Genomic DNA, 23,744 nt, shown 5'->3' with positions numbered 1-23,744 from the left:
TACATATTTTTATGCTCTCCTACAGAAGCTTCCATCATTCTTGGCAAAATTTATCCCGCTGTTTGCGGGCAGTAAGACTTCCGCCTTAAAATTCGGCGAATATGAGAGAGTTAGGTAGAAAATCCACTGCCCGTAAAAACCCCTAATAATCAGCGGGAGACGGAAAAAACTTTCACTGATTAAAGTTTCACTTTATTCCTTTCATCGAAATCTACCATATTTTTAAAAGCTTTGTATAAAAGCACATTTTTTTGCCCATTATAAAAATAGGAAGTTCATAAAAAGAAAGGGAGTTGAATCTATGAAAGTAAGACAAGATGCTTGGACAGACGAGGATGATTTATTACTTGCTGAAACGGTACTTCGCCATGTTAGAGAAGGAAGTACGCAATTAAATGCATTTGAGGAGGTAGGAGATCAGTTAAATCGCACATCCGCTGCTTGTGGTTTCCGCTGGAATGCCGTTGTTCGCTATAGTTATGAGCAGGCTCTTCAACTAGCAAAAAAACATCGTAAAGATAAAATGCGTGCTGCGAGCGGTGAACAAGCGAAAAAACGTTTACTTTATACACCACCAGCTTCAGGAGCGATAACTGATTATGAAGAACTAGTACAAGAGGAAACAACTGTACAATATAAAGAAGCTAGTCTATATCAAGAGCCTACTATCCCTGCTGTAAAAAGCTCTATCACAATGCAAGATGTTATTTACTTTTTACAAACCGTTGGATCTTCAAATATAAAAGTAACCGGTCTTGAAAACGAGAATACGAGATTGAAACAAGAAATTAAATCACAAATCTTGCGAAATGAAGAACTAGAAAAGAAACTAGAAAAATTAGAACAACAATCTCATACTGTACAAGAGGATTACGAAACACTTATGAATATTATGAACCGCGCTCGTAAATTAGCAGTAATGGATGATGAGGAACGTTCGCAAACTTCTTTCCGAATGGATCGAAACGGTAATTTAGAAAAAATTGCAGAATAAAAAGGATGCATGCAATGCATCCTTTTTATTATTTCACTTCAAGCACACATGCTTCTTTTACTTTAAAATCTCTCTTTATATATGGGAAAACTCCTTTCATCATTTTTTGCTATAATAGAGATTGTCATTTTAAAGATAAGGGGTTAGTTATATGAGCAATTCCCGTTCAATTTTATCTCAGCCAGAGTGGCGTATTGTAGATCAGTCTAGTTTAGGACCGACATTCCATGCCTTGCAATCATTCGCAATGGATGACACATTATGCACAAGTATTGGGAATGGCGCATCCGCTGCAACAATGCGTTCTTGGGTTCATCACAATACAATCGTTCTCGGCATTCAAGATTCACGCCTACCACACTTAGAAGAAGGTATTTCCTTTTTAAAAGAAAACAACTTCAATGTTATCGTTCGTAATTCCGGTGGACTTGCGGTCGTACTTGATGAAGGTGTGTTAAACGTATCACTTTTATTCCAAGAAACAGAAAAAGGTATCGATATTGATCTGGGATACGATACAATGTGGCATTTAATTAAGGAAATGTTAAAAGATTACGACGTTACAATCGAGGCAAAAGAAATTGTTGGTTCTTATTGTCCTGGTAGCTATGATTTAAGTATTCGCGACCAAAAATTCGCAGGTATTTCTCAGCGCCGTATTCGCGGTGGGGTTGCTGTACAAATTTACTTATGTGCTACAGGAAGCGGATCGGAACGCGCTGCGCTTGTTCGCGACTTTTACAATGTAGCAATTCAAGGAGAAGAAACACGCTTCACGTATCCTGAAATTGTACCGAGTACAATGGCCTCACTCTCAGAATTACTTGGTGAAACAATTACAGTACAAGATTTAATGATGCGTCTTTTAAAAACATTACAGCAATTCGCTCCAAAGTTAACACCATCTCAATTAACAGTAGATGAAGTTCCTTTATATGAGACGAATTTACAGCGTATTATTGATCGTAATAATAAAGCACTTGGCTTAGAAAAATAAAAACGACCACCCTAAGGGTGGTCATTTTTCATAGCAATTCATTATAGAATTAAAGTGCTTGAGCTGCTGTAATTAAAGCTAACTTGTACACTTCTTCTTCGTTACATCCACGAGATAGATCATTTACAGGCATGTTTAAACCTTGCAAGATTGGTCCTACTGCTTCGAAGTTACCTAAGCGTTGAGCGATTTTGTAGCCAATATTACCAGCTTCTAAGCTTGGGAATACGAATACGTTAGCATCACCTTTAATTGTAGAACCTGGAGCTTTTTTCTCAGCTACAGATGGTACGAATGCAGCATCGAATTGGAATTCTCCATCTAAAGTTAATTCTGGAGCCATTTCTTTTGCAATGCGAGTTGCTTCTACAACTTTTTCTGTTTCTGGAGATTTTGCAGAACCTTTTGTAGAGAAGCTTAACATAGCAACGCGTGGGTCAATGCCAAATAGGTCAGCAGTTTTCGCACTTTCAATACCAATTTCAGCTAAATCTTGACTGTTTGGTGCAATGTTAATTGCGCAATCAGCGAATACATATTTCTCTTCTTCGCGTACCATGATGAATACGCCAGAAGTTTTTGTAACGCCTGGTTTTGTTTTAATAATTTGAAGTGCTGGACGAACTGTATCAGCTGTAGAGTGAGCTGCACCACTTACTAAACCGTGTGCTTTGCCCATGTATACAAGCATTGTACCGAAGTAGTTTTCGTCTTTAAGGATTTTACGAGCGTCTTCTTCAGTTGCTTTACCTTTACGGCGTTCAACGAAAGATGCTACCATTGCATCCATTTCTTCGTATGTAGCTGGTTCATAAATATCAACGCCTGCTAATGTTAAATTCATGCTAGCAGCTTTTGCGCTAATTTCTTCTTTATTACCAACTAAAATTGGTTTTACTAACTCTTCTTTTGCTAAACGCTCTGCAGCGCCTAAAATTCTTTCATCAGTTCCTTCAGGAAGTACGATAGAAATGCCTTTTCCTTGAACTTTTTCTTTTACTGTTGTAAATAAGTTGCTCACGAATAAACCCTCCTACATATGTTAAAAAAACTCTATCTTTAAGAATACTGCTTTTCCTCTATATTTTAAACTTATAGCTCCCAAAAAATAGATAAAATTAAAATGATTATATTTTCATAAAATTCAGCCGAAAAATATGTCCTACTTAAGCCTTATTTTCTCCCGTTTTCTAATAAATATAAATGTGACAATTTTATGTGCCGAAACTTTATATAGATGATTTTAAAACTATATATGCTATAGTTAACGTGTAAAACTATCATTAACTGAGGTGAATAGAATGAGTGAAGCAACAACAACGTTAGATGGCTGGTATTGTCTACATGATTTACGTTCTATTGATTGGGCTGCATGGAAAACATTATCTAGCGACGAACGCGGACAAGCAGTGTCTGAATTTTTAAATGTCGTTGAAAAATGGAACGAAGTAGCTACTGCAAAAAAAGGTAGTCACGCAATGTATACAGTTGTTGGTCAAAAAGCTGATATTATGCTTATGATTTTACGTCCAACAATGGAAGAATTAAATGAAATTGAAACAGAATTAAATAAAACAACATTAGCTGAATATATGGTTCCTGCATATTCTTACGTATCTGTTGTTGAACTAAGCAACTATCTTCCAGCTGATGAAGATCCATACCAAAACCCACAAATTTTAGCTCGCTTATATCCTGAATTACCAAAAGCAAATCATATTTGCTTCTATCCAATGGACAAGCGTCGCCAAGGTGATGACAACTGGTACATGCTTCCTATGGAAGAACGTAAAAAAATGATGTACAGTCACAGTAAAATCGGTCGCCAATACGCAGGTAAAGTACGCCAAGTTATTTCAGGATCTGTTGGATTCGACGATTTCGAGTGGGGCGTAACATTATTCGCTGATGATGTTCTTCAATTTAAGAAACTTATATATGAAATGCGCTTCGATGAAGTAAGTGCTCGTTACGGTGAATTCGGAACATTTTTCGTAGGAAATATTTTACCGAACGAAAAAGTAGAGAAATTTTTACACATATAAATAGGAAAAAGGAACGAATTTCGTTCCTTTTTTTATTATCCTCTATATTTCTCCTCAAAAAACTTCTTTTCTCCGCAAATTTGAACAAAAATCGACAAATTCTTTTCAAATTTCTTGTAAAATTGTAACCTTTTTATATATAAAGTTATGCTAAAATGATACGAGCTATATGCTAAATACCGATGCGAAGGTGATAATCTATATGAAGAAAATCTTGTCTATTTTACTATTGCTTTTATTGCCAATTTATTCCTTAGGAGTAACAACATCCCATGCGGAAGAAAAAATACATATTGAGGCAGCCGCTGCACTTCTATTTGATGCAGATACAGGAAAAATACTGCATGAGCAAAATCCAGATGAATTACTAGCTATCGCTAGTATGTCAAAATTAATTGTTGTTTATGCTGTTTTAGAGGCAATTAAAGAAGGGAAAATTACTTGGGATACAAAAGTAAATATTTCTGATTATGCTTATGAAGTCTCTCGTAATAACGAATTCTCTAACGTACCATTTGAAAAAGGACGTCAATATACTGTAAAAGAATTATATCATTCTATCGTTATCTTCTCTGCGAATGGATCTAGTATTGCTTTAGCAGAACTTCTTGCAGGAAGCGAAAAAAACTTCTTAAATCTTGCAAATGACCATGCAAAAAAACTAGGGTTAAAGAAATATAAATTTGTAAACGCTACTGGGTTAAATAACGCTGATTTAAAAGGGAAACATCCTGAAGGAACTGATCCGAATGGAGAAAACTCCATGTCAGCTCGCGATATGGGTATTCTTTCAAAAACAATTATTACAAAGTATCCAGAAATGCTAGAGGATACAAAACAAAGATTTAGAAACTTCCCGGATAATCATCCGAAGCCAATTCGTATGGAAAACTGGAACTGGATGTTACCAGGTGCTGCTTTCGCTTATGAAGGGTCAGATGGTTTGAAAACAGGAAGTTCTGATACGGCTGGATATGGATTCACTATTACAGCAAAACGTGGTGATTTACGTCTTATTTCCGTTATTATTAAGACAAAATCAATGGACGAACGTTTCACAGAATCTCGTGCATTAATTGAATATGGATTTAATAGCTTCGAAAAACAAAAGCTGAAAATTAATAAAAATAATACAATCTCTGTAGTAAAAGGGAAAGCAGATCAAGTAACTGTTGCACCTGAAAAAGAAATAACAGTAATTGCGAAAAAGGGTGACAAATCACCTTACAAAATTTCTACTGAAGCAGATAAGTCACTCGCTGAAGATGGACATTTAATTGCTCCTATTAAGAAAGATACAAAGGTGGGTTCCATCGTTTTAGAATCAACTGATAAATATGGTTTCTTAGATGGAAATAAGAGCATGAAGGTTGCTGCAAAAACGACAGAAGAAGTAGAAAAAGCAAATTGGTTCGTATTAACAATGCGTTCCGTTGGTGATTTCTTCTCAAACTTATGGTCCAAAATATTTTAATGATAAAAAGCTAGCACACGCTAGCTTTTTTATTTTCCTCTCTCAATGTAAAACTTCGTTTGGTTGTCATATCTGAGTCCTTTTCCTCATACGTATGAACTAGTAATTGTTCCACACTTCATCTAGAGATAAAGTGAAACTTTAATCAGTGGGGGTTTTGTTCATCCCCCACTGATTATTAGCCTTCACCAATCAGGCGTTTAGGGGCAGTTTGATCTCCCACCCACCTTCTTTGCTCCAGCCAAATTTTAAGGTGGGAGTCTTACTGTCCATTAATGCGGGATAAACCTCTTTCCAAAAGGTATTCCACAAAGAGAGGTGACACATAATGGGTGTTATTGCTTATAACGAAGAAGATGTAAAGTTATTAGCTAGACTGATGCGTGCTGAAGCCGAAGGAGAAGGGCAACAAGGAATGCTAATGGTCGGAAACGTTGGGGTAAATCGTGTCCGCGGAAATTGTTTAGATTTTAAAAAGATACGTAATTTACGTCAAATGGTTTATCAAAATCCTGGTGGTTTTGAGGCAACTCAAAAAGGATATTTTTATCAGCGAGCGAGGGAGCAAGATATCGCATTAGCAAGACGGACCATTCAAGGACAACGTTTTTGGCCCGCTAACTTTGCCTTATGGTTTTTTAGACCTGAAGGTCCTTGTCCGCCAACTTGGTATGACCAACAAAATTCTGGTCGCTTTAAAAAGCACTGCTTCTTCCAGCCATCTGCCGGAGACTGTCCAAGCGTATATTAGGGAATGAAAATGAGGAGGGATTTTTGAATGGCACAGCAACAAAACCCGTACTATGGAACAGGTTTTTATCAACCATCAGGCACTTACGTACAACCACAACAAATGACCGCGCAGCAACAGCAACAACAGCAAGCAATGCAACAACAAGCTGCTCAGGCTCAACTTGCAGTTTCTCAAGGGATGTTACCGCTCGAGCAATCATACATTGAAAACATTCTTCGCTTAAATAAAGGAAAGCAAGCTACAGTTGTAATGACTTATGAGCGTGGTAGCTCGCTCGGTACACAATCTTATACAGGGATTATCGAAGCGGCCGGACGTGATCATATCGTTATTAGTGAACCACAATCAGGGAAACGTTTTTTACTATTAATGATCTACTTAGATTATGTAGAATTCCCAGAAGAGATTACGTATTTACCTAGTCAACAAGCATCTTATGCTCCGAGACCATAAAAAAAAGCTGGCAAATGCCAGCTTTTGTTTTTTTATAACCCTTTTACTACTGCAGTTCCTACTAAAATCCACGCCACAATAAACGCTACACCACCAAGAGGTGTAATTGGACCAAAGAACTTAATACCTGTCGTACTTAGTGCGTAAAGACTACCTGAGAACATAATAATCCCAGCTACCATAAGCCAACCAGCAGTAGTTAAAAGTGATGATTGAATCTTATCCATCAATAGAGCAACTACGAATAGTCCACCTGCATGAAACATTTGATATGTAACACCTGTTTTCCAAACCTCTAACATTTTCGCAGAAATTTTATTTTCTAAACCATGTGCCCCAAAGGCTCCTAACGCAACAGATAGCCCCGCTGCAATACAACCTAGTAAAAAGAAAATTTTCATCTTAATTCCCCTTTTTTACTTTTATCATAAGCAATTTTTTCATATAAGCCAAACGATTTAATCCTTAAAAATCAAATAAAGAATTACCATTTGCACCTTCTTCTTTTATATACACAGGTTCTCCAGAAACCGGTATAACTGGTTGGACTGGTTGAACTGTTGTTATAGGCTGCGATCTAATTACTTGCGATTGAATTTGCGGCTCTCTATACGTAGAAGATTCAACCTGTTCATCTAATAGTAAATCGCATAAAGCACGCACAACTAATAAATGATCTTTTGATTTTTGTCCTTCACTACTTTTTGCCTTTGCAATTTCATTCGCCATTTTATTTAAAATCTTATCGCTCGATATTTGCATTCCTTATCACCTCGTACTTTGTAGTTCTTTCTCAAATTGCCCCAGCTTCTCTACTGAACCAAATACTATTATCATATCATGTTCTTGCAATTTTTCCTGCCCCGTCGGATTATGTATAATATCCCCACTTCTCAAAATCGCTAAAATTGTTACATCAAATTGATTTCTCACATCACTCTCTAGTAACGATTTATTGACTAAGATAGAATCGTTTCCGACTGAAATTTCTTCAATTACAAATGATTGCTCTATTCCATACAGTACTGTATCAATATAATGAACTGTTAGCGGATTCGCAATACCTTTTGCAATATGAATTCCTGCCATACTAGATGGATTAATAACCTTATTTGCACCAGCACGCCTTAATTTTTCTTCGGTTTCTTGCTTTTCCGCTCTTGCTACAATTTTAATTGCATCGTTTAATCCTCTTGCCGTTAATGTAATAAATACATTTTCAGCATCATTTGCAACAATAGCAACTAAACCAGCCGCTTTTGAAATTCCAGCATGATGTAAAACTTGATCCTCCGTCGCATCTCCATGTATATACAAAAGCTTTTCCTTCTCTAATATGCTTTCATCTTTATCGACAACAACAAATGGAATTTTCTTTTCTTGCAATTCGTGTACAACTTGAAGCCCCACTCTACCGCAACCACATACTATAATGTGATTTTGTAACTGTGCTATTTGTTTATCCATCTTCTTCCTCCGCACTGCATGAAATAAATTCCCTTCAATAATTATAGCTGCCACTACTCCAATTGCATATGTAACAATACCAACACCAACAGGAATAATAAGGAGCGCAAATACTTTCCCTGCTTGCGTTACAGGAACGGCATCTCCGTATCCAACAGTCAATACAGTAATCATCGTCATCCAAAATGCTTGAAACAAACTAATCTCTTCAATTGTCATAAATCCTAGTGTTCCTAAAATTACAACAAAGGTCATACATACAACAGCTATCCATAATTGCTTACGTGCATTCATATCGTGTTTCAACTCTTTTCTCTATCTACAATCTTTGCCAGTGGAAATAAAATACGTATATACTAGATACGGAATCTATGAAAGAGGTTGATATAATGAAGACATTTCTTTCCGCCTTACAATGGGCACTATTTATTTTAGCGGGAAGCCTTATTGTACCAATTAGTGTCGCAACTAGTTATGGTCTTGATGGCGCTGAAGCTATCGCATTCGTACAAAGAACATTATTTGTTCTAGGCTTTGCTGGTCTCTTGCAAGCTATATTTGGGCATAAACTTCCTATTCAAGAAGGTCCTGCTGGCCTTTGGTGGGGAATTTTCTCCCTTTACGCAAGTTTAGGCGTCATATTATTTGGATCAAGCAATGAGACACTTAAAGTTCTTCAATATGCTTTCTTATTAAGCGGTATTATTTGCATTATTCTTAGCGTTTTTGGACTCATTGATAAACTAGTTCGCTACTTTACACCGACAGTTATTGGAACATATTTATTTCTTCTTGTCACGCAACTCAGTGGCTCCTTCTTAAAAGGAATGTTTGGTCTTGATGGACAACATACAGAAGTACAACCAAAAGTATTTATTCTTTCACTCATTGTTATTTTACTATCCTTTTTCATTATGAAGCTACCTATTATTGGACAATATTCCGTTCTCTTCAGTATTGTCTGCGGCTGGATTTTATTTGCATGCTTCGGATTATCTAATCCTGTAACACCTGTAACAGACATAATCCGTCTTCCATCTCTATTCGTTTTCGGAATGCCTCGCGTTGAATGGAACATGGCAATTACAGTCATTTTCGTTACACTATTACTTCTAACAAATATGTTAGCAAGTATTCGTGTTGTACAAAAGGTTGTTTCTAAGTACGAAACAGATGCAGCTCCAGATCGATTTAAACAAGCTGGCATTATAACGGGAATAAATCAATTGCTAGGCGGTCTATTTTCAGCTATTGGACCTGTTGCCATTTCTGGATCAGCAGGATTTATTGCAACGACTAATATTTATAAACGCCTTCCATTTATATTAGGATCAAGCTTTATTATTGCCGTTAGTATATTCCCAAAGATCACTTCATTCTTTGCAGCAATCCCTGTTGCAGTTGGTTATGCCGCTATTTATCCTGTATTCGCAAGCATGATTGGCCTCGCCTTTCGAGAATACGAAACTGTCCAGGATAAAGAACGATTATTTAAAGTAGCCGGTCTTTCAATCTTTACAGGAGTCGGAGTTATGTTTGTTCCAGCAGGAGCATATTCCACACTTCCACCATTTCTAGCATCTTTTTTAAGTAATGGTCTCGTTCTTGGATCTGTAATGGCAATCTTGCTAGAAATACTATTTTCTCGTTCCACGGCAAAACAAATATCTTAAATTGGAAAACTTCCATTATTGCACTCTACCTTTAGAGTTGTTACGATAAAATCAAACTTTAATCATTGGGGTTTTATTCATCCCCAATGATTATTAACCAATATTATGAGCAACACACTCATAATAATTTATCTACTTCTTTTCAAAGAGGTTTGATGTCTTACTATTATTCCTCAACATCTTCATGAACATGTATTTTGATTTCAATTAAAGAAAGGAATTTTCTATATGACTTATAAAATGATTGTTTTAGATTTAGATGATACTTTATTACGTGATGACCATACTATTTCACCTCGTACGAAAGAAGCTTTAATGACTGCACAAGAGCAAGGGGTAAAGGTTGTACTTGCTTCTGGACGTCCAACGTTTGGTATGCGCAATGTAGCCAAAGAACTTCGTTTAGAAGAATACGGCAGTTTCATTCTATCTTTTAATGGTGCAAAAATTATTAACTGTAAAACAAACGAAGAAATCTTTAGTAGTACGCTATCTCCTGAAATCGTTCACAACCTATTTGAAATTAGTAAAACTGAAGATGTATGGATTCATACTTATATGGGCGATGATATCGTAACGGAAGAAAATAACCCTTATACTGAAATTGAGGGCGATATTACTGGTATGCCAATTGTTGTAGTAGATGACTTTAAAGCCGCAGTTAAAGAGCCGGTAGTAAAAGTATTAATGAATAAAGAGGCTGAACGTCTTGTTGAAGTTGAAAAGAAACTACAAAAACAACTAGAAGGCCAATTAAGCGTGATGCGTTCGAAACCATTCTTCTTAGAATTTACAGAAGCCGGTGTTACAAAAGGAACGAGCTTAAACAAACTGATCCAAAAGCTTGGCATTAAGCGTGAAGAAGTTATCGCAATGGGCGATAGCTATAACGACCAAGCAATGATTGAATTTGCTGGTCTTGGCGTTGCAATGGGCAATGCACCTGATGATATTAAAGAAATTGCAAACTATGTAACAGATACAAATATGAACGATGGCGTTGCAAAAGTTGTAGAGAAATTCGTTTTAAAAACAGAAGTACTTGTTTAATATTTTCATTCATAAAACCTATTTGAAGTCAAACACTTCAAATAGGTTTTTATTTAAATTCTCGTGCTTTTGTGACTATATTTTGAACTTTGCCCTATTCTCGTAGTGTAAACTTTCTTTTTGTATATAATGAAACAAAATAGACTATTTTATTTTGAAAAAGAATACAAATTTACTATAAACAAGCATACGTTAAAGGAGGCTACTTTACATGTTATCTACACCAATCGGACGATTAAGAGCAATTGGACTAGTTGAGGGGATTTCTTTCCTATTACTATTATTTGTAGCAATGCCATTGAAATACTTCGCAGGATTTGCAACAGCTGTTAAAATTACAGGCATGGCTCATGGTGTTCTATTTATTCTATTCATCTTTGCAGTCATTCAAGTAACAATCGTACACCGTAAATCAATTTTATGGGCACTTGGGGCATTCGTTTCATCAGTTATCCCATTTGGTACTTTTGTACTAGATGCAAAATTAAAGAACGAACAACAATAACAAAAAGGTAGTTAACGACTGTTAACTACCTTTTCTATTTATAAATTTGGAATTTCCCAATCAATTTCTCTCTCATCCATATTAGCTAAAATCGTATTTACTTTAGAGTACGGCTTACTTCCAAAGAAACCACGTCTTGCTGACAATGGGCTTGGATGTACAGATTCGATAATATGATGATTTGGATTCGTAATTAACTTCTTCTTCGCCTGTGCATGGCGTCCCCACAATATGAAAATAACTGGTTTTTCACGTTCATTTAATAGCTCAATTACACGATCAGTGAAATGCTCCCATCCTTTTCCTTTATGAGAATTTGCTTCACCTTGCCGAACTGTTAATACAGTATTTAATAATAAAACTCCTTGCTCTGCCCACTTTACTAAATAACCGTTATTTGGAATGTCATACCCATATTCATCTCGAAGTTCTTTATACATATTTAACAACGACGGTGGCGTTTTAATACCGGGTTGCACAGAAAAGCTTAAACCATGCGCTTGATCCGGTCCATGGTATGGATCTTGTCCTAAAATAACGACCTTTGTATTTTCATAACTTGTATACTCTAGAGCGTTAAAAATATCTTCTATCTTTGGATAAACAACATGTGTACTGTATTCTTCTTTCAAAAAATTAGCCAATTCGCGATAATATTCTTTCTCAAATTCTGGTGCCAATAACGGCCCCCAATCATTTTTTAAAACATTTTCCATACTGTCACTTCCTGTCTAATTAATTCAACATATCCTGTTTTGTAAATACTATGAACGAAATAATAAGGGAAACAACTGCCCAAACAGTTAAATTCATCAAAGAAAATCCCATCGATAAACCTTGTAATGCAGGTAATTTTCCTGATAAATAATCCGTTAATGATAGGTTCACACTAAAAATATATTTTGCGCCTTCCCAAGACGTTGCAAATGAACTTAAAATACCACCTGCAATTAATGCAGCTAACATAACACCCATACCAGCTGGTGTATTGCGAATTAAAACAGAAACCATAAACGATATAGTTCCGACAACGATAGCAACAAACCAAGCTAATCCGTACGCCATTAAAATATATTGCCACTGCGGAATAAGATGTACAAAATTCGTATTTAACGTTTCCTTATCAATGACAAATCCAGTTAAAACAGGTAAATTCCATCCCGAGTACCCAAATACAAGCCCTGATAATATGTAAGCAAACAAACCTACAAGAAGCAGTATGAGCGAAATGAAAAATAACATCGTCACGTATTTACTAAGTAGTATTTTCCAGCGCCGAATCGGCCGCGTAAGTAACATCTTCATCGTCCCATCACTTCGTTCTCCCGAAACGATATCAATAGCGACAATCATCACGAGAAGCGGAATAAACAATGTAATTCCTTGTTCAATAAATGCTCTGACAAAAGTCGGTGCGCCCGGCGCCATCGGGTTAATATCATGATCTAAATAATATTGTTGTTGCTCAACTCTTACTTTTAACCAATCACGCCATTCTTCTGGCAACCTAGAATTGTTCAACCGGTTCTGAGAATCAACAATTTGCTGTTGTAATGAAACTTTCCAATCCGTTGTACCGAGTCTTTTTTGTGTCGTTTCTATTTCACGATACTGCGCATACACAAAAAGCGGGATTAATATTGCTAAAATAAGCATGACAACAAAAATACGTTTCTTACGGTAAATCTTTTCTGATTCATTTAAAACTAGATTCGCAAATTCACGCATGCTGCTCACCCCTTGTGAGTTCAATAAATAAATCTTCTAGCGTAAATACAAGCTCCTTAACGCTATGCACATCTATCTCATTTTCTACAAAGTGTTTATTCCAACTACTTATAGATGCAATATCCATGCGGCATAGTAATCGCTCGCCTTCTACACTCACTTCTCTTACTTCCTCGGCCGCTTCTAGCATATCTTTCGCCTTAGAAATTGGTGTAACAATCCATTCTACACGATCACTTGCTGTTTTAATTAACTCTTCAACCTTGGCAACTGTTATCATTTTTCCTTTATGAATAATTGCGACACGATCACATATCATTTGTACTTCACTTAGCAAGTGACTTGAAATAAACACGCTCATATTTTCTTCTTTCACAAGCTTATGTATAAATTCTCTAAGTTCTCTAATCCCAGCTGGATCTAAACCATTCGTTGGCTCATCTAATATGAGCAACTTTGGATTCCCAAGGAGCGCCTGCGCAATTCCAAGGCGCTGTTTCATACCGAGTGAGTACGTTTTTACCTTGTCATGAATTCTTTCATCCAAATGAACCATTTGAGCAATTTCAATAATACGTTCATCTGATATATCACCTAACATACGAGCAAATTGCTTTAAATTTTCCCATCCTGTTAAATATGTATACAGTTCTGGGTTTTCAACGATACTCCCAATTTGACGCATCGCTTCTCTGAAATTTTCCTTAATCGAATAACCACCGATAGAAATCGTACCTTCTGTCGCCTTAATCAATCCGACTAACATTCGAATGGTAGTCGTCTTTCCAGCACCATTCGGTCCTAGGAACCCGAACACTTCTCCTTGCTTTACATCAAAGGAAATATTCTCTACAAGAGTCTTCTTTCCAATTACCTTCTTCAAGTCTCGCACGGAAAGTATCGTCGTCATTTTACCCCTCCTTGTTCTAGTTTTAACTTACTCACAACATTTTGAACTAATCGTTCTGCCATATGTGTGTACCCTACTTCATTCGGGTGAAAATGATCAGAGTATAATAAATCTTTTCCACGGTTTTGGAATAAATCAAATGTCGGTGTAATATATACATTTTTATCATTTAACGCTAACTTCTCTAAAGAAGCGTTCCAATCCACAACAATGTTTGAAGACCCTTTTAAATCTTCTACATCTTCAAAAGGATTATATAAACCTAGCCAAAAAATAGGGCTATCTGTATTTAACTTACGAATTTGTTCTATAATTTTCTTAGCTTCATTTTGGAACGTTTCCGTATCAGGACGGTATGTTTCTAAATCTATCTTTCCAAGCGATTCCCAGCCTGGAAATAAATCATTTCCGCCAATTGTTAAAACGATCACATCTGCTTGCTTAATTGAATATTGAGCACCGCTGCTTTCAATTTGTTTTAATAAATCAGGCATTTTCGCACCACTCACTGCCAAGTTAGTTAGTGCAACCTTTTGCTTATAATCTTTTTGTAAATCTTCTTTCATTCGTCCAATATAGCCAATGCCTTCTTTATCACCGACGCCGCGCGTTAACGAATCACCTAAACTAACGACTTGCAATGTTCCCGTTTTCTTTTTCTCTTTTGCTACTACATCCGTTTTCTTAATTAAACTTGAAGCTTTCGGATTTAATACATCATTTACACCTGAAACAAAGCCATATGCAAATAAACAAAAAGATGCAATTGTAATGAGTAGGATTACTTTTACTACTTTTGATCTCATGTCAAAACCCCTTTTAGCCCTCTTAGATTGTCCATAATTATACCAAACGAAATTTTGAAAAGCGATTTTCACACCTTCCCTATCACGTCGTTTCTCTATTTACTAACTTTGGTAATAACTCTATATGTTTCACATCTAATTTCTCTGCATTAATCTTTTCATATAATAATTCAAACGCTTTTATCCCGACATTTTTACTAGGATGGGAAATTGTTGTTATACCTAATATATCTGCTACCTCTTGATCGTCACATCCGATAATCGTCATATCTTCTGGAATTCGAATTCCTTGTTTTTTTGCTTCTGTTACCATTCCCGCTGCAATATGATTACAAGATACAAGAAACGCCGTCGGTTTTACAGACATACGAGCCCATTCTCTGATTACGTTACGTCCATCTTCCACCGTAAAACACTCTTCAAATTTCCAAGTCTCTAACGGTGTTACGGTACTCTGTTGAAGCGAATCTGCATACGCCTTTTTTCGTCTTTGGCTATTAATGCTATTACTTCTTCCAATACAATATCCAATACGTGTATGACCGACATCTATTAAGCTTTTCATCCCATGCGAAAATACTTTGTAGTAATCAATATGCACACTTGAAATGCATTTCGAATCTATTTCTTCACACATAACAATCGGGCCGAATTTCGTATATTCTTCAAGTTTCTCCTTACTATTGGCACGGGAACATATAATAACCCCATCAAGCTTTTTCATTTTTAACATATGTAAAATTTCTAGTTCTCTTTCTTCGCTGTAATTTGTCTGGCAAAGCATCATATTATAATTATTCTTTGCCGTTTCTTTTGATATCCCCTCAATAATAGCACTATAATATTGATCATTTACGTGTGGCAATAAAACGCCAATTACATTCGTTTTTCCTTTCACTAAATGAATCGCGTTCACATTTTGCGTATAATTCAATTCCTCTATAATCGCTAAAATTTCTTTTCGTTTCTGTTCATTCACGTATGGATGATTATTTAGTACACGTGAAACGGTTGAAACCGATACCCCGGCAAGTTCAGCAATCTTTCTTATATTCGTCATCTCATTTTCCCCTTCCCCTCAAAAATTCTCACTTGACCTGGTAAGCTTTCCACAATATATCCTTTCCTAGCAAATACATTTAGAAAGGATATGCAACTATGCTTCGATTCAAATTAGAATATATATTTTTTATTGGCGGTTTACTCATTCTCGCCATCGGTATTAATATGATGACGACAATTACTTCCTTTGGACTTAGCCCTTACGATTCCTTCTTTATTGCACTATATCAAAATTTCGGGATAAGTATTGGTTTTTGGATTTTCATGATTAACTTTGCTTTTACACTTATCGTACTCTTTTGGAATAAAAAACAAATTACAATCGGCACAATTGTAACGATGATTCTTATTTCTCTTTTTGTTGACTGGATTGGTTCCATTACAATTATTATGGACGCTATCCGCTCTCTTCCAAAATATATAACACTTATTTGTGGAAATCTATTTGTCGGAGCTGGCATTGGCCTTTATGTCTCAACAAACCTTTGCGCAGCACCTCAAGAAGCTTTCGTTTTAACAGTTGCTGAGAAGAGAAAATGGACGTTTAGAAAAACAGAGATTTCATTGGCTTTTCTATTTTTAACATTAAGCTTCTTATTAGATGGACCCATCTATTTTGGAACAATTATCTTATCCTTTACAACAGGTTGGATCATTCAAGCATTTATTCAAATTGGTACGCAGATTTTAAATAAAAAAGAGCCTATTAAGCAAGCTGCTTAATAGGCTCTTTTTTATTTTATCCCGTTATTTGTGGGCAGTAAAACTCCCACCTCAAAGTCCAGCAAAGGCAAAGAAGTTAGGCGGGAGATAACTTCCCCTAAATGCCCGATTGGTGAAGACTAATGATCAACTTGGGATGGACACCCCGTTTCACTTTATGATAAGAGATACTACTTAGCATCCCCTTCAATTCGATAATTTGCTTTCACACAATCAATTTCTTCATACCCTTGCAATGTATGTAGAATGTACTCGTAATCCGCAAGAGAAGCACGATGCGTTACAATTACAATTTCTGCTTTCCCTTTCTCTTCGAGCGGCATTTGAATAATCTTTTCAAAGCTAACACCACGCTCAGAGAACAATGATGTAATTTTTGCAAATACACCAATTTCGTCTTTTACATGAAGTCTTAAAAACTTTTTCACGACAATTTCGTCTGGCTCCTTTAATACCTTTTGATATTGCGGGACTACAGCACTATTTCCTGTTACCCCTAGTCTAATATTTTGCATCACAGCAACTAAATCCGAAACAACCGCTGTTGCTGTCGGTAAGCTTCCTGCTCCCGGCCCATAAAACATCGTTTCTCCTACCGCTTCACCGTACACATACACAGCATTATATTCATTTTGCACTGCCGCAAGAGGATGTGTATTGGGAAGTAAAGTCGGTTCAACTGTAACCTCTAATTTTTCGCCATCTCTCTTTGCAAGACCAATTAATTTAATTGTATAACCTAAGCTCTTACTATATTCAATATCTTCTTCTGTAATAGAAGTAATTCCTTTTACTTTCACATCTCCAAGCTCTACGTTTGTAGAGAAACCGAGAGTAGCTAAAATCGTCATTTTTCTTGCCGCGTCTAAACCTTCTACATCTGATGTTGGATCTGCTTCTGCAAATCCAAGTTGTTGGGCTTCTTTTAACACGTCGTTATATGCTCTCCCTTCATCTGACATTTTCGTCAAAATAAAATTTGTCGTTCCATTTACAATTCCCATTACTTTCGTAATAAGATCTGAAGAAAGTCCTTCTACGATGCTTCGCAAAATCGGGATTCCTCCAGCTACACTTGCTTCATAAAACAAATCAGCCTTATTATCCTTTGCTACTGCTAATAGTTCCGCTCCGTGTAACGCCATTAAATCTTTATTTGCAGTCACAACGTGCTTCCCACTTTGTAAAGCTTGTAAAATATATGCCTTTGCATCATCAATGCCACCCATCACTTCGATGACAACATCAATATTTGGATTATCTAAAATTTCATTTGCATTTTGTGTTAATAGAGTAGAAGGTACCTCTACCTCTCTCTCTTTCTCAATGTTTTGCACCAATACTTTCGTTACCTTCACTGGACAACCCACTTGGTGTATAAGTCGCTCTTGATGATCTGTAATAATACGAACTACACCGCTACCAACTGTCCCAAGACCTAATAGACCAACCTGAATTTCTTTCATAATACTGTCCACCCCTCAAAAATTGTGTTTAGATGAAATTATATGAGTAAAAAATCTGAAAAACAATGTATTTTGAACATTCGGAAAAATAAAGAGTAATCCTTACAAAGAAAACGTTGCCACGTGTTACACAATCTTTTTTTACAATACATAAGGGGTTTCTTGATACACGTAATAATTCAACCAATTAGAGAATAATAAATTCCCATGACTCCTCCACCTAACAAGCGGCTTTTCATCTGGATTATTATGTTTAAAATAATTTTTTGGCACGTCAATATTTAACCCTTTGTCACGATCTCGTTCATATTCTTGTTTTAACGTCTCACAACTATATTCACTATGTCCGAGGGCGAAAACTTGCCTTCCTTCTTGCCCAATAACAAGGTGAACACCAGCTTCTTCAGAGTTTGCTAACAACGTTAATTCTTTCACCCCTCTAATATCACTCTCTCGTACTTCTGTATGACGGGAATGTGGGGCAAAAAACAACTCATCAAACCCCTGTAACAGTTTCACATGTTGCTCACAGACTTCATGTTCAAATACACCGAACATTTTTTCCTTAAGGGGATACTTCGGAACGCCGTAATGATGATACAAACCAGCCTGTGCCCCCCAGCAAATATGAAGCGTAGATGTTACATTCGTTTTTGAATACTCCATAATACGTTTAAGCTCTTCCCAATAATCTACTTCTTCAAAAGAAAGAGTTTCAACTGGTGCTCCTGTAATAATGAGTCCATCAAATTTTTCATTTTCAATATCACGAAACGTTTTATAAAAGCTTGTTAAATGGTCCTGCGCTACATTACGAGACAGATGTGATTCCATATGAAGCAAATGAACATCTAATTGCAATGGTGTATTTCCAATTAATCGAAGTAATTGTGCCTCTGTGTCTTGCTTCGTTGGCATTAAATTTAATATAGCAATTTTCAATGCCCGAATATCTTGTGTTTCTGCTCGTTCCTTCGTCATTACAAAAATATTTTCTTTTTGCAATACTTTACGAGCTGGTAAGTCTTTATCAATTATGATCGGCATGTTGTTTGCCTCCGACTAATGCCGCTTCTAAATCTGCAATAATATCAGAAACATCTTCTATACCAACCGATAAACGAATTAAATCAGATGTAACACCAGCTAAACGCTGATCTTCAGCACTTAATTGTCTATGCGTCGTACTAGCAGGATGTATAACACAAGTTCTTGCATCAGCTACATGCGTTACGAGAGTCGCTAGTTTTACATTTGCGATAAATTCTTTTGCTGCTTCTAATCCACCTTTAATACCGAAAGTTAAAACTCCACTAGCACCTTTTTTCAAATACTTTTGTGCTAACGAGTAATTTTCATTACTATCTAACCCCGGATAACTCACCCATTCAATACGTTCATGGTTAGCAAGCCACTTGGCAACTGCGAGAGCATTTTCGCTATGACGCTCCATTCGTAAATGCAGTGTTTCTAAGCCAATATTGCTAATATACGCATTGAATGGGCTCATACAATTTCCATAGTCTCTTAACAGCTGAACACGTGCTTTCACAATATAAGCTGCTGCCCCAAAGTTTTGAACATAGCTTACGCCGTGATAACTTGGATCTGGTTCAACAAGCTCAGGATATTTCCCTTTTGTCCAATCAAAATTTCCTCCATCAATTACAATGCCACCTAAAGAGCTTGCATGCCCATCAATATATTTCGTCGTAGAATGAACAATAATATTTGCTCCATGTTCGAACGCTTGGCATAAATAAGGAGTCGCTAATGTGTTATCAACGATAAAAGGTACTTCCAGCTCTTTGGCTGCATCTGAAAATTCTTTGAAATTTAAAACGTTCATTGCTGGATTTCCTAACGATTCTGCATAGATGAGTTTCGTCTTATCATTAGCAAGTGCCACAATTTCATCTGCTGCTAAATTTGGATTAAAGAACGTAACATCAATGCCAAGCTTACGTAAACTTACTCCAAATAAATTAAACGTCCCCCCATAAACTGTTGAAGAACAAAGAAGATGATCTCCACTACTACAAATATTTAAAACTGCTAGCATAATGGCTGCCTGCCCAGAAGCTGTTGCAACCGCTCCTACACCGCCTTCTAAATCTGATAACTTCTGCTCGAATGCAGCTAGAGTAGGATTGCCAATACGCGTATATATATATCCTTCTGCCTCTAAATTAAATAGTGCTGCTAAATCATCCGACGTATCGTATTTATACGTTGTACTTTGATAAAGCGGCAAAACACGTGGTTCACCATTCTTTGGTGTATAGCCACCTTGCACACAAATCGTTCCTTTTCCCCATGATTCTCCCATCTCTCATTCTCCTTTCTTTTATACAAAATAAAAAACTGCCCCTTTCCTGAAAATAAGAAAGGAGCAGTTTAAAAACACGCTCTAAAGGCTCTTTCTTATCTCTCAGGATTATTACCTGCAGGATTTGGCACAATTCCGTTATACGGCTGTTGCCAAGGTTTCATCGGGCCTGTCCCTCCACCTTTTCTTGATAAGACTATGCAATTACCGTTGATTTTATAGCAATAATTTCCTAATGTCAATCGATTTTTCCGAATGTTCTAAAATAAATGTTAACAGTTTTATAGAAAGCAACAAAAGAAATATATTCCATTCTATTTCAAAAAAGACCTTTAAAAAACTCAAATCAATCTATAAAATTAAATAAGTAACTTAAACTATAAATTCAAAAAATCGCCCTACATGTTGAATAAGCAATCCTCTCAAAAAGATACTATACATATTCAATCCATTTCACACTAACATCTGCAACCTTTTCCTACTAAGACTTGCATAACGGAGGTATAACATGACAAATACAAAAGACATGCATTATATAATCGTCTTATATGGCATTCTTCTAGGATCCATAGTAGGCGCTACAGTCTGGCTATTTTTAGTTACGATAAATATCGGAATCCATTTTATTTGGGGTTATTTACCTAGCGTTTTCTCTTCCCCCCCTTATTACACCCTTTGCGTAACCACAATCGGCGGGATTCTTGTTGGTTTATCACAAAAATACTTTGGTACATATCCACGTCTTATGCCAGAGGTTATGGATGAATATAAAAAAACAGGTAGGATTGAATACCGTTTTGTCCATCAAGCTACTTTAACTGCGATTATTGTCTTAATATTTGGGGCTAGTCTCGGTCCAGAAGCCGCACTTGTTGGAATTATTGGCGGACTTTGCACATGGGTTGGTGATCGCTTTAAATTTGCTTTAAAGGGAATGAATGAACTAACAGAGGTTGGAATTGGTGCTACTTTAAGTGTCATTTTTAATGCACCATTATTCGGTTACTTGGCCCCAAATGAAAATGAGAGTGAGCAAATTAACGAATTTTCTAAAAGAAAAAAAGCAATTGTATACTTAACTACTACTTTTGCAGGTTTTTCTGTTTATTTACTACTGAGTAAACTCGATAATCGAGGATCCTTTATTGTTGATTTTGGAGAAGGTTCACTTTCTTTCAATGAATGGATCGCATTTCTCCCGCTTGCTAGTATTGGTGCTATAATTGGTTTCTTTTATTTCAAATTAGAATTCATATTAGAGAAGTTAATTCATCCTTTTACAAAGTACAAAATTACACTTGGAATTATCGGTGGTATTTTATTAGGAATTGTAGGCACTTTTCTTCCGTACACATTATTTTCAGGGGAACATCAATTAAAAGAATTAGTTGTTGAATGGGGGCATTTATCCTTTTGGATACTACTTCTTTCAGGAGTTTTAAAGCTATGCATTACTGCCGTTTGTTTAAATACGGGGTGGCGTGGTGGACATATTTTCCCAATTATATTTTCAGGGTCAAGTATTGGATACGCTATAGCTTCTATTCTTCCTATAGATCCAGTAGCATCTGTGGCCATCGTAACGACAGCGATTTCGAGCTATGCGTTACGAAAGCCAATAGCTATAACTTTGCTATTACTTATGTTTTTCCCGCTTAATTTACTATTACCAATGCTCGGGGCAGCAGCGATTGGTAATGCATTTCCGCTTCCTAAACGGAACGAAACTACAAATTAATAAAAGTAGGCAGTAGGGACAAAAATTCCACTGCCTATTTTTGTTACACATGCCGCTTCAATAGAGCGTATAAATCTTCAAAACTATGCACTTCATATGTTGGCACAATCTCGCTATCATTTAATTTCTTTTCTGGATTAAACCAACAAGTATCAATTCCCGCTACATATCCACCTTTAATATCGGCGCTTAATGAATCCCCAATAATAAGCCCTTCCTCAGAAGCAAAGTTAGGAATCCGTTCAAAAACATAATCAAAATACTCTTTCATCGGCTTTTGAAAACCTGTATCTTCAGAAACAAAAATACCTTTAAACAATGAATGTAACCCTGCATTACGTAAACGTTTATCTTGCGTCTTAGAAATGCCGTTTGTCACTATATATAAATCATACTCATTTTGAATTTGATTTATAAATTCAAATGCACCTTGTATGAGTTGATTTCCTTCTTCTAAGTAGCTACGGTAATTATTTTCGAATAATATCCCATCTACTTCTTCCCCGTACTCTTTGAATAAAATGGAAAACCGTGTATTTACAACTTCATCGCGGTTGATTTCGCCTTTTTCAAAAACATCCCAAAGACCTTTATTAACTTTTTTATAACGCGCTTCAATCTCACTAGTTAGAGGAATCCCTTTCTCCTCAAAAAGCATACGTAATGCCACTTTCTCCGTCTTCTGGAAATCTAACAGTGTATCATCTACATCAAACAACAATGTTTTATATTTTTTCATAAACCCCTCACCCTCTCTTTTCTACAAAAACAAATTTAAGTAAATCGTATCATTCTTTCTTGTAAAAATAATAGGAGATATCTCATACTAAATATGAGGTGAAAATATGAAAGTCAGCAAAAACAACGAAGAAATTTCTCATTACATGCAAACTTACAATCTCCACACTCTTTTTTCTTTTGATGTCTTACCGTATGCTGAGCTACATTCCTTTCAAAAGAAAGAAAAGATATGTACTGAAGGGGGTGATTTCCCTTATCTTTATTATTTAATTTCTGGGAAAGCAAAAATATATATGAGTCATAAAAACGGAAAGGTTTCATTAATTAACTTTATTCAAGCACCTTCGTTCATTGGAGAATTAGGATTAATTGGTGTAGAATCCTTTACTAAAGCAGTTGAGGTAATCGATGATTGTATTTACTTAGCACTTCCTCTTAAAGATTGTCAGCATCTTTTATTGCAAGATGCTACCTTTTTACAGAAACTATGCAAATTCATTGGCGAAAAAACAATTGCCCGAACAGAAAGTTATGCAAAAAACAATAGTTATCCGTTCGAAAATCGATTAGCGGCGTTTGTTCTATTAACAGAACAAAATAATTGCTATACCGAAAAACATACCGAAGCCTCAGAATACTTAAACGTCAGTTATCGTCACCTTTTATACGTATTAAACCAGTTTTGCCAGCAAAATTATTTAAAAAAAGAAGGCCGAACATATTATATACAAGATCGAAGTCAATTAGAAAAACTTGCTGATGAGTTAAAAATATAAAGAAACAGCATTAACGTTTATGTTAATGCTGTTTCTTTGAGTGGCGATTATAA

Annotated in this window: 25 protein-coding genes and 1 riboswitch; of the genes, 12 read left to right on the top strand and 13 right to left on the bottom strand. The window is 36.1% G+C overall.

Annotation, left to right across the window (positions count from 1 at the left end):
* Positions 1-301: 301 nt before the first annotated feature.
* Together JDS81_RS17885 and lipL are read left to right on the top strand one after the other, a co-directional pair.
* Entirely contained in the window at positions 302-994 is a 693-nt protein-coding gene (locus JDS81_RS17885) for an RsfA family transcriptional regulator (RefSeq protein ID WP_000868366.1), read from the top strand.
* A 151-nt stretch (positions 995-1,145) separates the two neighbouring features.
* On the top strand, positions 1,146-1,991 hold the full coding sequence (gene lipL / locus JDS81_RS17880; protein WP_000071939.1) for an octanoyl-[GcvH]:protein N-octanoyltransferase: 846 nt from the start codon (positions 1,146-1,148) through the stop codon (positions 1,989-1,991).
* Positions 1,992-2,040: 49 nt separating this feature from the next.
* On the opposite strand, the gene pta is transcribed toward lipL, so the two are convergent.
* The gene (gene pta / locus JDS81_RS17875) at positions 2,041-3,012 is read right to left on the bottom strand and encodes a phosphate acetyltransferase (protein WP_097954078.1); all 972 of its coding nucleotides are present in this window, start codon (positions 3,010-3,012) and stop codon (positions 2,041-2,043) included.
* A gap of 280 nt (positions 3,013-3,292) precedes the next feature.
* Here pta and hemQ point away from each other — a divergent pair, with 280 nt between their 5' ends.
* The 4 genes from hemQ to gerQ all read left to right on the top strand — a co-directional run bounded on the left by hemQ (position 3,293) and on the right by gerQ (position 6,717).
* Positions 3,293-4,036: a hydrogen peroxide-dependent heme synthase gene (gene hemQ, locus JDS81_RS17870; RefSeq protein WP_001287596.1), complete on the top strand. Its 744-nt coding sequence runs from the start codon at positions 3,293-3,295 to the stop codon at positions 4,034-4,036.
* A gap of 202 nt (positions 4,037-4,238) precedes the next feature.
* Positions 4,239-5,510 (top strand): serine hydrolase, encoded by a 1,272-nt coding sequence (locus tag JDS81_RS17865; RefSeq protein WP_097954077.1) that lies wholly within the window; start codon positions 4,239-4,241, stop codon positions 5,508-5,510.
* A gap of 328 nt (positions 5,511-5,838) precedes the next feature.
* Positions 5,839-6,261 carry a cell wall hydrolase CwlJ gene (gene cwlJ, locus JDS81_RS17860; RefSeq protein ID WP_000538157.1) on the top strand — a complete coding sequence of 141 codons (423 nt, stop codon included), beginning with the start codon at positions 5,839-5,841 and terminating at the stop codon, positions 6,259-6,261.
* Between the two features lie 27 nt (positions 6,262-6,288).
* Positions 6,289-6,717: a spore coat protein GerQ gene (gene gerQ, locus JDS81_RS17855; protein WP_097954076.1), complete on the top strand. Its 429-nt coding sequence runs from the start codon at positions 6,289-6,291 to the stop codon at positions 6,715-6,717.
* A 32-nt stretch (positions 6,718-6,749) separates the two neighbouring features.
* On the opposite strand, the gene JDS81_RS17850 is transcribed toward gerQ, so the two are convergent.
* The 3 genes from JDS81_RS17850 to JDS81_RS17840 form a co-directional block, all read right to left on the bottom strand.
* A complete protein-coding gene (locus tag JDS81_RS17850; protein WP_000688311.1) occupies positions 6,750-7,118 on the bottom strand; it encodes a DUF423 domain-containing protein in 369 nt (122 codons plus the stop codon).
* 64 nt (positions 7,119-7,182) lie between these two features.
* On the bottom strand, positions 7,183-7,479 hold the full coding sequence (locus tag JDS81_RS17845; protein ID WP_001167342.1) for a YwdI family protein: 297 nt from the start codon (positions 7,477-7,479) through the stop codon (positions 7,183-7,185).
* A 6-nt stretch (positions 7,480-7,485) separates the two neighbouring features.
* Positions 7,486-8,478, bottom strand: coding sequence for a potassium channel family protein (locus JDS81_RS17840; protein WP_000994012.1), 993 nt, complete (start codon positions 8,476-8,478; stop codon positions 7,486-7,488).
* A gap of 95 nt (positions 8,479-8,573) precedes the next feature.
* Between JDS81_RS17840 and JDS81_RS17835 the strand changes: the two genes are divergently transcribed.
* The 3 genes from JDS81_RS17835 to JDS81_RS17825 all read left to right on the top strand — a co-directional run bounded on the left by JDS81_RS17835 (position 8,574) and on the right by JDS81_RS17825 (position 11,412).
* A complete protein-coding gene (locus JDS81_RS17835) occupies positions 8,574-9,857 on the top strand; it encodes a purine/pyrimidine permease (RefSeq protein WP_000847019.1) in 1,284 nt (427 codons plus the stop codon).
* 228 nt (positions 9,858-10,085) lie between these two features.
* Entirely contained in the window at positions 10,086-10,907 is an 822-nt protein-coding gene (locus JDS81_RS17830; RefSeq protein ID WP_000221383.1) for a Cof-type HAD-IIB family hydrolase, read from the top strand.
* Between the two features lie 211 nt (positions 10,908-11,118).
* A complete protein-coding gene (locus JDS81_RS17825) occupies positions 11,119-11,412 on the top strand; it encodes a DUF3817 domain-containing protein (RefSeq protein WP_000953396.1) in 294 nt (97 codons plus the stop codon).
* Between the two features lie 38 nt (positions 11,413-11,450).
* On the opposite strand, the gene JDS81_RS17820 is transcribed toward JDS81_RS17825, so the two are convergent.
* The 5 genes from JDS81_RS17820 to JDS81_RS17800 are packed head-to-tail and all read right to left on the bottom strand — an operon-like array spanning position 11,451 to position 15,916.
* Complete coding sequence (locus JDS81_RS17820; RefSeq protein WP_000432531.1) at positions 11,451-12,128, bottom strand: uracil-DNA glycosylase; 678 nt, start codon at positions 12,126-12,128, stop codon at positions 11,451-11,453.
* 19 nt (positions 12,129-12,147) lie between these two features.
* Positions 12,148-13,140 (bottom strand): ABC transporter permease subunit, encoded by a 993-nt coding sequence (locus JDS81_RS17815; protein WP_087968790.1) that lies wholly within the window; start codon positions 13,138-13,140, stop codon positions 12,148-12,150.
* Positions 13,133-14,050, bottom strand: coding sequence for an ABC transporter ATP-binding protein (locus JDS81_RS17810; protein WP_097954075.1), 918 nt, complete (start codon positions 14,048-14,050; stop codon positions 13,133-13,135). Before JDS81_RS17810 ends, JDS81_RS17815 begins: the two co-directional genes overlap by 8 nt.
* Positions 14,047-14,928, bottom strand: a complete 882-nt coding sequence (locus JDS81_RS17805) for an SGNH/GDSL hydrolase family protein (protein WP_142312464.1) — start codon at positions 14,926-14,928, stop codon at positions 14,047-14,049. The genes JDS81_RS17810 and JDS81_RS17805 overlap by 4 nt, the downstream gene beginning before the upstream one ends.
* 10 nt (positions 14,929-14,938) lie before the next feature.
* Positions 14,939-15,916, bottom strand: a complete 978-nt coding sequence (locus JDS81_RS17800; RefSeq protein WP_000181952.1) for a LacI family DNA-binding transcriptional regulator — start codon at positions 15,914-15,916, stop codon at positions 14,939-14,941.
* Between the two features lie 98 nt (positions 15,917-16,014).
* Here JDS81_RS17800 and JDS81_RS17795 point away from each other — a divergent pair, with 98 nt between their 5' ends.
* Positions 16,015-16,641, top strand: coding sequence for a YczE/YyaS/YitT family protein (locus JDS81_RS17795; protein ID WP_000943407.1), 627 nt, complete (start codon positions 16,015-16,017; stop codon positions 16,639-16,641).
* A gap of 170 nt (positions 16,642-16,811) precedes the next feature.
* Here the strand turns inward: JDS81_RS17795 and JDS81_RS17790 are convergent, their stop codons facing one another.
* From JDS81_RS17790 to JDS81_RS17780, 3 genes are all read right to left on the bottom strand, one after another.
* Positions 16,812-18,107 carry a homoserine dehydrogenase gene (locus JDS81_RS17790; RefSeq protein ID WP_000659113.1) on the bottom strand — a complete coding sequence of 432 codons (1,296 nt, stop codon included), beginning with the start codon at positions 18,105-18,107 and terminating at the stop codon, positions 16,812-16,814.
* A 141-nt stretch (positions 18,108-18,248) separates the two neighbouring features.
* Complete coding sequence (metA, locus tag JDS81_RS17785; protein WP_001121528.1) at positions 18,249-19,154, bottom strand: homoserine O-acetyltransferase MetA; 906 nt, start codon at positions 19,152-19,154, stop codon at positions 18,249-18,251.
* Positions 19,138-20,436 carry a bifunctional O-acetylhomoserine aminocarboxypropyltransferase/cysteine synthase gene (locus JDS81_RS17780; RefSeq protein WP_000504770.1) on the bottom strand — a complete coding sequence of 433 codons (1,299 nt, stop codon included), beginning with the start codon at positions 20,434-20,436 and terminating at the stop codon, positions 19,138-19,140. Before JDS81_RS17780 ends, metA begins: the two co-directional genes overlap by 17 nt.
* A 92-nt stretch (positions 20,437-20,528) precedes the next feature.
* Positions 20,529-20,633: riboswitch (SAM riboswitch) on the bottom strand.
* Positions 20,634-20,944: 311 nt separating this feature from the next.
* Here JDS81_RS17780 and JDS81_RS17775 point away from each other — a divergent pair.
* Complete coding sequence (locus tag JDS81_RS17775; RefSeq protein WP_000185593.1) at positions 20,945-22,174, top strand: chloride channel protein; 1,230 nt, start codon at positions 20,945-20,947, stop codon at positions 22,172-22,174.
* A gap of 43 nt (positions 22,175-22,217) precedes the next feature.
* On the opposite strand, the gene JDS81_RS17770 is transcribed toward JDS81_RS17775, so the two are convergent.
* Complete coding sequence (locus JDS81_RS17770) at positions 22,218-22,913, bottom strand: YjjG family noncanonical pyrimidine nucleotidase (RefSeq protein WP_097954073.1); 696 nt, start codon at positions 22,911-22,913, stop codon at positions 22,218-22,220.
* Between the two features lie 106 nt (positions 22,914-23,019).
* On the opposite strand from JDS81_RS17770, the gene JDS81_RS17765 reads away from it, so the two are divergent.
* Positions 23,020-23,691: a transcriptional regulator YeiL gene (locus JDS81_RS17765; RefSeq protein ID WP_097954072.1), complete on the top strand. Its 672-nt coding sequence runs from the start codon at positions 23,020-23,022 to the stop codon at positions 23,689-23,691.
* The last annotated feature ends 53 nt before the right edge of the window (positions 23,692-23,744 follow it).

The sequence above is a fragment of the Bacillus cereus group sp. N31 genome, from assembly GCF_016483245.1.
GTDB classification, from domain to species: domain Bacteria; phylum Bacillota; class Bacilli; order Bacillales; family Bacillaceae_G; genus Bacillus_A; species Bacillus_A toyonensis.
The sequence above is the reverse complement of the archived record's forward strand: the minus strand, read 5'-3'. Positions and strand labels throughout refer to the sequence as shown.